This window comes from Bacillus sp. FSL R5-0585 (genome assembly GCF_038004545.1).
GTDB lineage: Bacteria > Bacillota > Bacilli > Bacillales > Bacillaceae_G > Bacillus_A > Bacillus_A cereus.
On the sequence record NZ_JBBORJ010000001.1, the window covers coordinates 1,912,761 to 1,920,179 of the forward strand.

Genomic DNA, 7,419 nt, shown 5'->3' on the forward strand with positions numbered 1-7,419 from the left:
TACTTTAAACCCCTTAATTAGTTGGTAGTCTTCTTCATTCAGACAGAAAGGAAATTTAAAGTGTGCACTTATTTTCAACTCAGACTCTTTACTACACACACTCCTATACACATAAAACATCTATAAATTTCGTAACATTACAGAAACAACAAGAAACATTACCGAAACAATAATAACATTAAGTAATAGTTTTGTAACACAAATGTAACACAATGCATTTAATCGTACAATACTTTTTTAGCTAATTATCAACAAAGTTCTGTTTATATCGTTCAAATTTAATAATGTTCCCATAAAGTATTACATATTGCTTGTGAAATGATTTTTCAAAATATAACGAATCATACCATGACGGAGGAATATTAATTCAATTTAAAAATAAATGGATTGATATCTTTCTAGCTTTTGTATCCCAATCATGTTGTAGAGCGGATTATGGTTTTCCAATTAATGTAGGTGACCATGCACAAGCTAAGCCTTCTAAATAATTACTGTACCTAAAAAAAACAAGTAATTATACTTGTTTTTTTAGTTTACTTTCCAATATCGAAACAGTTTTATGTGATTTCTTTTCCTGTCTACATTGGATGCATATCTTACTAAAGATAGCTTCTATTTTTTTATGATTCTAGTGAAGTAATTAATTGCTGACGTTCTTTATCTCTATAAATTTTCATTTCATGTTTAAACTCGTAATTTCCTACTTCAAATCTAGCCCATTCCTTACTTGTCCAATATACTACATTTACATTTTCTCTTAAGATTGCAGAACACACATCCACTAATTCATCTTCGTAAAATGGAGCCTCTTTTGCTAATTCAAAAGCAAGCACTTTTGGATCCTTAGTTTTAATTTGAAGTTCCCTAGAGGTTTGCCCTAAATACTGCCATGGTGATGGTATTGATTGAACTTGGGCATTTCCCCTATCTTGAAACTGTGATGGAGAATCATTTGTTGAAGCAAATGTAGGTTTACTTACTCCTATTGCTGTTCCTAAAAAAATAGAACCAATAATAAGTTTTTTAATCATTTTTTCAGCTCCTTTAATAATTTTGGATATGCTTCATTTTTATACCACGTTCATGGTCATGTAAATGAAGAAAATTTGACATAATTATACATTTTTCTCAAAAAACGCATATTAATTACGTACCTTAAATTTACCCAAAACAAAATTATTGGTTTAATGAAAATTTTTTGTCATAAGTATACACTTTTTGTATAAAAATTAGTTTTTAAAATATTTGCATACTTATTGATAAAGCTTCCTGCTATCCGTTATTCGAAGCCAATTTATCTCCACCTACTCACTTCGCATTCCTTGAAGAAGGAATCCTCTTGACTAAAATGATAAAAAAAGTTGGGGATTCCCCCAACTTTTTAATACGTCTATTGTCTGATTAAACCTGTAGATGTAACCCGATATGTTCTTTTCTTTCCGATATATTCCTGTTTTCCATTCTCAAGGTTAGTTAAAGTCGCTCGTGTTTTTTCCTTCGCCACTTCCCCTTCTATATGAGTAAATTCTATATAATCTCCCTCTTTTACAGGTACTGTTTGGGTTTCAGCATTTTGTTGTCTATTTCCCATAATTTCCTTATTGTACATAACGCTACCAGATGAATTATGGACTTTAATACTTGCATATGTGCTATTGAAATAAGAATGCGGCACACCAGCTTCTAATTTGATTTTCAGCTCTTCTGCTGTTTTATTATAATCTACTTTTGCAATTTCTCGATCACTATATCCTTTTAGGGACCATGCAAATTGTTTTCCATCTAGAATTGTTGTCTCTGGCATTTTTTCTACTTTCTTTAATCCCTCTTTTGTAACCTCATACCTTGCTGACTTTCCAATAGTCTCATTTTTGTTATTTTCAAGATTCGTTAATGTTGCGCGCGTTTTTTCCTTTGCTGCTTCCCCTTCTATATGAGTGAATTCTAAATAATCTCCTACTTTTACAGGTACTGTTTGGGTTTCAGCATTTTGTTGTCTATTTCCCATAATTTCCTTATTGTACATAACGCTACCAGATGAGTTCTGGACTTTAATACTTGCATATGTGCTATTGAAATAAGAATGCGGCACACCAGCTTCTAATTTGATTTTCAGCTCTTCTGCTGTTTTATTATAATCTACTTTTGCAATTTCTCGATCACTATATCCTTTTAGGGACCATGCAAATTGGTTCCCTACTAAAATATCAGAATTTCCATTTGTAATTTCTACTTTTTTCTCTACAGTTCGATCAAATATGTCTGTTAATGTAATTTTAGCAAAAGCCGTTTGAGGCAATTGCATAGTTTGACTTACCTCAGTTTTGTAAGACTTAATATTATCGATTACTTTCAAAGGTTGTCCCATTAACTTTTCATTGTCATAGATTTCAATTTTCCCTTTAAACTGTGGAGTACTTTGTTCTTTCAATTTCCATGAAACATTTAATTTTCCATCTTCAAAGCGAGTATTTTGAATATCAAAATCTAAATTTCCCATTTCTGGTTGACTAGGCTGATTTATATTAAAGGTTTTTCCAGTACCAATAGTTGATTGAGTATTTCCTCCTGCCCTAACCCATAGATATTCTGAAGTTGCTCCTCCATCGTATTGATAGGACGTATCATGTTGCCCAGAGATACGCTGATTATTCCAAGAATTCCATTGTTTATCTGAAACTTTTCTGCTGTATCCATTTTTAAGACGTGCTTCTCTTACATCTTGTCCATTACCAGCCCAGTCCTCTTGAAACATCGATAAACCATAGTTAAATGCCACATTTGCAACTGGATGATCCATAATAGCAACTAACTTCCATTGATTTAATTTATTATCTTTTATCCACTGGCCAAACTTTGTATGGCCATCTTCTTGCCAAGAACGTAGAGTCATTCGATACCATTCACTATCTTTCCAATTATAAGTTGTTTGTACCTTTAGACCTGTTCCTTCTCCACCAAATCTACTGGCTTCTGAAGTCGGCGATAAATATTCAGCTTTTATTGCTTGGTTTGATGCTATTGGATCCCAAAGCGCAAAGTGAAGGGTACGTTTACCGAATTGATCAAAACCACTTTGTTGTTGGAAGCCCGCATAACCACCACCTTCTCCTCCCTGATTCCAGTTATGCACAGCCCAATATGTATAAGGTGCCGTTTGGACTGGTGACCAGTCTATGCTAATAATATCTGAAGCAGCAGTATTCTGTGGTGTTACATAAACTGATGGGGCATGAGATCGAGTTGCTGCCTCTGTACTAGAAATTGGTGCTCCATACATTGACAACATGGTACAAGCCGTTGAAACCATAACAATTTCTTTTATTTTTCCCCTTGTTTTTACTTTAAACATAACTTCCTATCTCCTTTTAAATTATTTTAGTTACATTGAATAATAACCCTATATATCCCTTTAAACAAATTACGTAATAAAGTAACATTAGCTTTAAAATCTAGATATATTTAATGTTTTTTTCACTGCTATTACTAATCAAATTATAGTATTTTGTATTAAAATCGTATGATTTAGGACTAAATATAAAGTGAAAATTTTATAAAATTTCATAAATATGTAGTTTTAGATATTTATGATGAAAGACCCATTAAATAACTTAATTGATTTTATGAAAGATTTCCTTACTTTATTGATTACACTATTAAACCTAAAATTGTTTACCAGAAAAATGTTATGTAAACTTTTAATTTGTCGATTAGAAAAAATAGTTTATCTATTTGCTGATATCTTATCATTAGTTAGAAAGAGCCTACTTAAAAACGTAGACTCCTTTAGGTATCCAAACGTTACATATATAACAAACATAAAAAAATAACATCGAATTCTTCTGTTAGTTTATTTAATATTTAATGTCGTAGATAATGTATTCCAAGGTGCATTTGTAGATGTATTTTGATATTTAAATTGCCCATTTTGCTGTCCTGAAGCATCCCATTTATATTCCCATCCATCCACTGTTCTATCCCCATTTATATCAATCATCTTAGAATCTACTTTTTTTAGTTTTTGACCACTCATTTGAGCAATTGGATTTCTACCATATCCCATTTCATTTGTATAAATGTATAAATAGCTCCCTCCGTGATCTTTAGCTGTACTTAAATTATTAGGACCAATAAATTCAACCCCGCCTAATTGAGATTCAACTTTTACCACATTTAATGATGTTAATGGTGGTGCAGGTGCTGCGGATACATCAGTCGCTAAACCAACTGTTGCTCCCACTAATAATGATGAAACTCCTATAATCATTCTTTTTAGCATACTCTCATCCCCTTTCGATTTAATACAAATTGATTCTATCATAATAATTTCATACATTTCCTTCCCTTTAAAAGAGTTAACAAAAAGTACCTATTTACATATGAAATTGTGCATATTCATTGCTTTTTACCATTTATACTTATCATAAATCATACTAAAGCATAATTAGTTCTCTCCCCTGATCGACTTACTACATTTGGCCCCATCTCAAGGTGACTATTCTAAGAACTAAAAAATGGTACATAGTTCACTGGTTTAACAAACAAATAATAGAATTGCAAAGTCAACTTAATTTAAGTTGGCTTTTCCTCTAATATTATAAGCAAGATCCACCACTTGCATCAATTAACTCACCAGTTATCCAACGACTGTCTGATGATGAAAGAAAACCTACAATATCAGCTATATCATTAGGTTCTCCCCACCTATTAAAGGTCGATAAACCTGCAGCATATTTTTGTCCATCTTGGTTGCCCAATGTCTCAGCATTCATTTCTGTGTTAATTATGCCTGGGAGAATTGCATTTACTGTAATACCACGAACACCAAGTTGTTGAGCTAAAGTATGAGTGAGTGTATTTATTGCCCCCTTAGATATACTGTAGGCAAAAACATTTGGGGAGGCTACCCTTGTGACAAAAGACGAAATATTTATAATCCGGCCTTCATCTCTTAAACGTGGCAAAGCCTTTTGAATAATGAAAAATGGAGCTTTCACATTAATATTCATTACCTCATCAAAAGACTCCTCTGTAGATTCCTCTAACGTTAACACCTGCCCAATTCCAGCGTTGTTTACAAGGATATCAAATGTAGTATCACCTATATATTTTTGAAGAGATTGATCCATCATTGTATACAATTTATTAATGCCATTAAAAGTACTTAAGTCTGCACGAATCGCAAATGCGGAACCGCCATCTTGTTTAATTTGATCCACTACACTTTCTGCTTCTTCTTTTCTTTTACTATAGTGAACAACGACTAACGCACCAGCCTGTGCCAAATGTAAGGCAATACTTCGACCTATCCCTCTACTAGCCCCTGTTACTAATGCAATTTTCCCCTTCAATTTATTCATCTCATCATCCCCTTGTTTAAAAAATTCTACTTAGTTATATCACAAGATACCCTTTGAAATGTTGCTCACTAATTTGATATCCATAAAACCAAAAGGCCCACTCATAATTATAAGAGTCGGCCTTTTCACTTCACATATTTATTAGCTTTACATACAGCATCCCTAACTGTTATGTACTTTGTACTAAGTACAATAAAGACTCTAAATGGTATTATAGGTAAAGCCAACTTAAACTAAAGTTAATTCATATACATTTTGCTTAGAGTCTCTGCCTTTAAACAGTTCGTTTAGAATTCTATGCATATATTCAATAAAATTTCAGCAATGTCTGTATTTTTCATCTTTCATATTTTTCTTTGTTAGCTATGAGTATACTTAAAACTCTAAAAACTATTTGATAATCTTTTAGAATCTAACTTTCTTTTAATACTATTTGCTATTTCTTCAATATTTTCATTTAGAAAGAAATGATTACCTTCAAAAGAATGAAAAGTACACGTTTTACTTGTGTATCGTTCCCATTTTATTACTTGATCATATGTAGTAAATTCATCATTTTCCCCATTAAATATAAGAAAATCAATATCACATGGTTGTGTATTTTTGTCATGAATATACGTCTCAACGATTTTAAAATCTGCTCTTAGAATAGGGAGAAAAATCTCCATTAATTCTTCTGATTGCAGTACCCCAGATGGTGTACCTCCCATTGCAATAACTTCTCTTTTAAATTGCTCATTAGAAAGATTATGTCGGATATTTTTTATTTTACTATTTGGATGATTTCTACCGGACAAAACAAGAAATTCAGGCGATACGTTTTTAGAATCTTTTATTTTTCTGGCTACTTCATAGGCGATCAAACTTCCCATGCTATGCCCGAATAGAATGTAGGGCGAATCATCTATCTGCATAACTATTTTATTGTAGACATCATTTACTGCCTCTTCCATACTTCCGTACAAGTTTTCTTCAATTCTATATCCTCTACCAGCTAACTCTATCGGGACTACCTCAATATATGGATTAAAGTGATTTTTCCATTTTGCGTAACTAAAAGCAGATCCCCCAGCATGTGGAAAGCAAAAAAGTTTAGTCTTCTGCATTGATTTTCTCCTTACTTTCAAATTTGTATATATTTTGGCAAATTGCATAAATGTCTTTAATTATTATCTCTTGCGGAAATTCATCCCTTGTTGCACAAGCAGATAACTTATAATTTGGATCAATGTTATATTGTTTAAAGTAAAAGTTTTTAGGTATATTCTTGTATGAAATTAAAGTTCGTGATTCTTTTTTTATAGAGAATGAATTTAATGGGGTATAAAGCCCTTTTCCAATCGTTTTTATATAGCTTTCTTTTAATGTCCATAAATCAAAAAAACAATTAATTTGTTCATCAGAATTCATATTAGATATATCATAAAATTCATCCGCTGAAAAAAATTCTTTTGCTAATTTAAGCGCCTCTATCTCTGAAATCTTTTCTATATCAATACCCACATTAAAATTAGCAGTAGTACAAACCACCCATTCTCCTGAATGTGACAGATTAAAATGAAAGTCAGAAAAATTTTCAACAAAAGGTTTTCCATACTCATTATATTTAAATCTAATTTCTTCATTATTAATTTTATACTTTTGGCAGATTAGAGATCGGATTAGTAAATCCCCTATCAGGGTCCTATTAACGTCGCATGAGTTTAATAAACGCTTCATTCGTTCTTTCTTCTCATTTGAAACCAAGTTACTAAGTTGCTTAAACAAATGACTTTCAATATTCTTTGGTATTTTCACAGCTTGAATGTGTATGATAAATCACTTCCTTTTTTAAAAGATGGCTTCATATATGTGCGTTACATAAATTCAAATTAACTTTATTAAATTGCAAATACAATAGAAAAGGTGCATATTTACATATCAATGAAAATATGCACCTTTCCTCAGTAATATCATCAGGCATTCGCTTCTATTACAAAGATTTCTATGTCTCTACCAATTACTTTTTACATTATCCTCTTAAAAAGTAATACTCTTGATATATTCATTATTGCCTACA

General features: G+C 31.8%; 6 protein-coding genes and 1 pseudogene. 1 reads left to right on the plus strand and 6 read right to left on the minus strand.

Annotated features, from left to right (window positions below; all coding sequences use genetic code 11):
* Positions 1 to 332: 332 nt before the first annotated feature.
* Positions 333 to 488 (plus strand): annotated as a pseudogene (locus MKY38_RS09870) (DUF2278 family protein); the annotation flags it as partial.
* Between the two features lie 132 nt (positions 489 to 620).
* On the opposite strand, the gene MKY38_RS09875 reads toward MKY38_RS09870, so the two are convergent.
* From MKY38_RS09875 to MKY38_RS09900, 6 genes are all read right to left on the minus strand, one after another.
* Entirely contained in the window at positions 621 to 1,031 is a 411-nt protein-coding gene (locus tag MKY38_RS09875; RefSeq protein WP_000592185.1) for a hypothetical protein, read from the minus strand.
* A 359-nt stretch (positions 1,032 to 1,390) separates the two neighbouring features.
* A complete protein-coding gene (locus MKY38_RS09880; RefSeq protein WP_341048853.1) occupies positions 1,391 to 3,352 on the minus strand; it encodes a DUF3472 domain-containing protein in 1,962 nt (653 codons plus the stop codon).
* A gap of 498 nt (positions 3,353 to 3,850) precedes the next feature.
* A complete protein-coding gene (locus MKY38_RS09885) occupies positions 3,851 to 4,336 on the minus strand; it encodes a DUF4879 domain-containing protein (protein ID WP_114556056.1) in 486 nt (161 codons plus the stop codon).
* 259 nt (positions 4,337 to 4,595) lie between these two features.
* Positions 4,596 to 5,360 (minus strand): SDR family oxidoreductase, encoded by a 765-nt coding sequence (locus MKY38_RS09890; RefSeq protein WP_025966186.1) that lies wholly within the window; start codon positions 5,358 to 5,360, stop codon positions 4,596 to 4,598.
* 383 nt (positions 5,361 to 5,743) lie between these two features.
* The gene (locus MKY38_RS09895; protein WP_078439677.1) at positions 5,744 to 6,466 is read right to left on the minus strand and encodes a thioesterase II family protein; all 723 of its coding nucleotides are present in this window, start codon (positions 6,464 to 6,466) and stop codon (positions 5,744 to 5,746) included.
* On the minus strand, positions 6,453 to 7,157 hold the full coding sequence (locus MKY38_RS09900; protein ID WP_000701216.1) for a 4'-phosphopantetheinyl transferase family protein: 705 nt from the start codon (positions 7,155 to 7,157) through the stop codon (positions 6,453 to 6,455). The genes MKY38_RS09895 and MKY38_RS09900 overlap by 14 nt, the downstream gene beginning before the upstream one ends.
* Positions 7,158 to 7,419: the final 262 nt, after the last annotated feature.

Coding starts and splice junctions, on each gene's coding strand:
- MKY38_RS09875 (WP_000592185.1), bottom strand. CDS start 1,031: ATGATTAAAAAACTTATTATTGGTTCTATTTTTTTAGGAACAGCAATA.
- MKY38_RS09880 (WP_341048853.1), bottom strand. CDS start 3,352: ATGTTTAAAGTAAAAACAAGGGGAAAAATAAAAGAAATTGTTATGGTT.
- MKY38_RS09885 (WP_114556056.1), bottom strand. CDS start 4,336: ATGTATGAAATTATTATGATAGAATCAATTTGTATTAAATCGAAAGGG.
- MKY38_RS09890 (WP_025966186.1), bottom strand. CDS start 5,360: ATGAATAAATTGAAGGGGAAAATTGCATTAGTAACAGGGGCTAGTAGA.
- MKY38_RS09895 (WP_078439677.1), bottom strand. CDS start 6,466: ATGCAGAAGACTAAACTTTTTTGCTTTCCACATGCTGGGGGATCTGCT.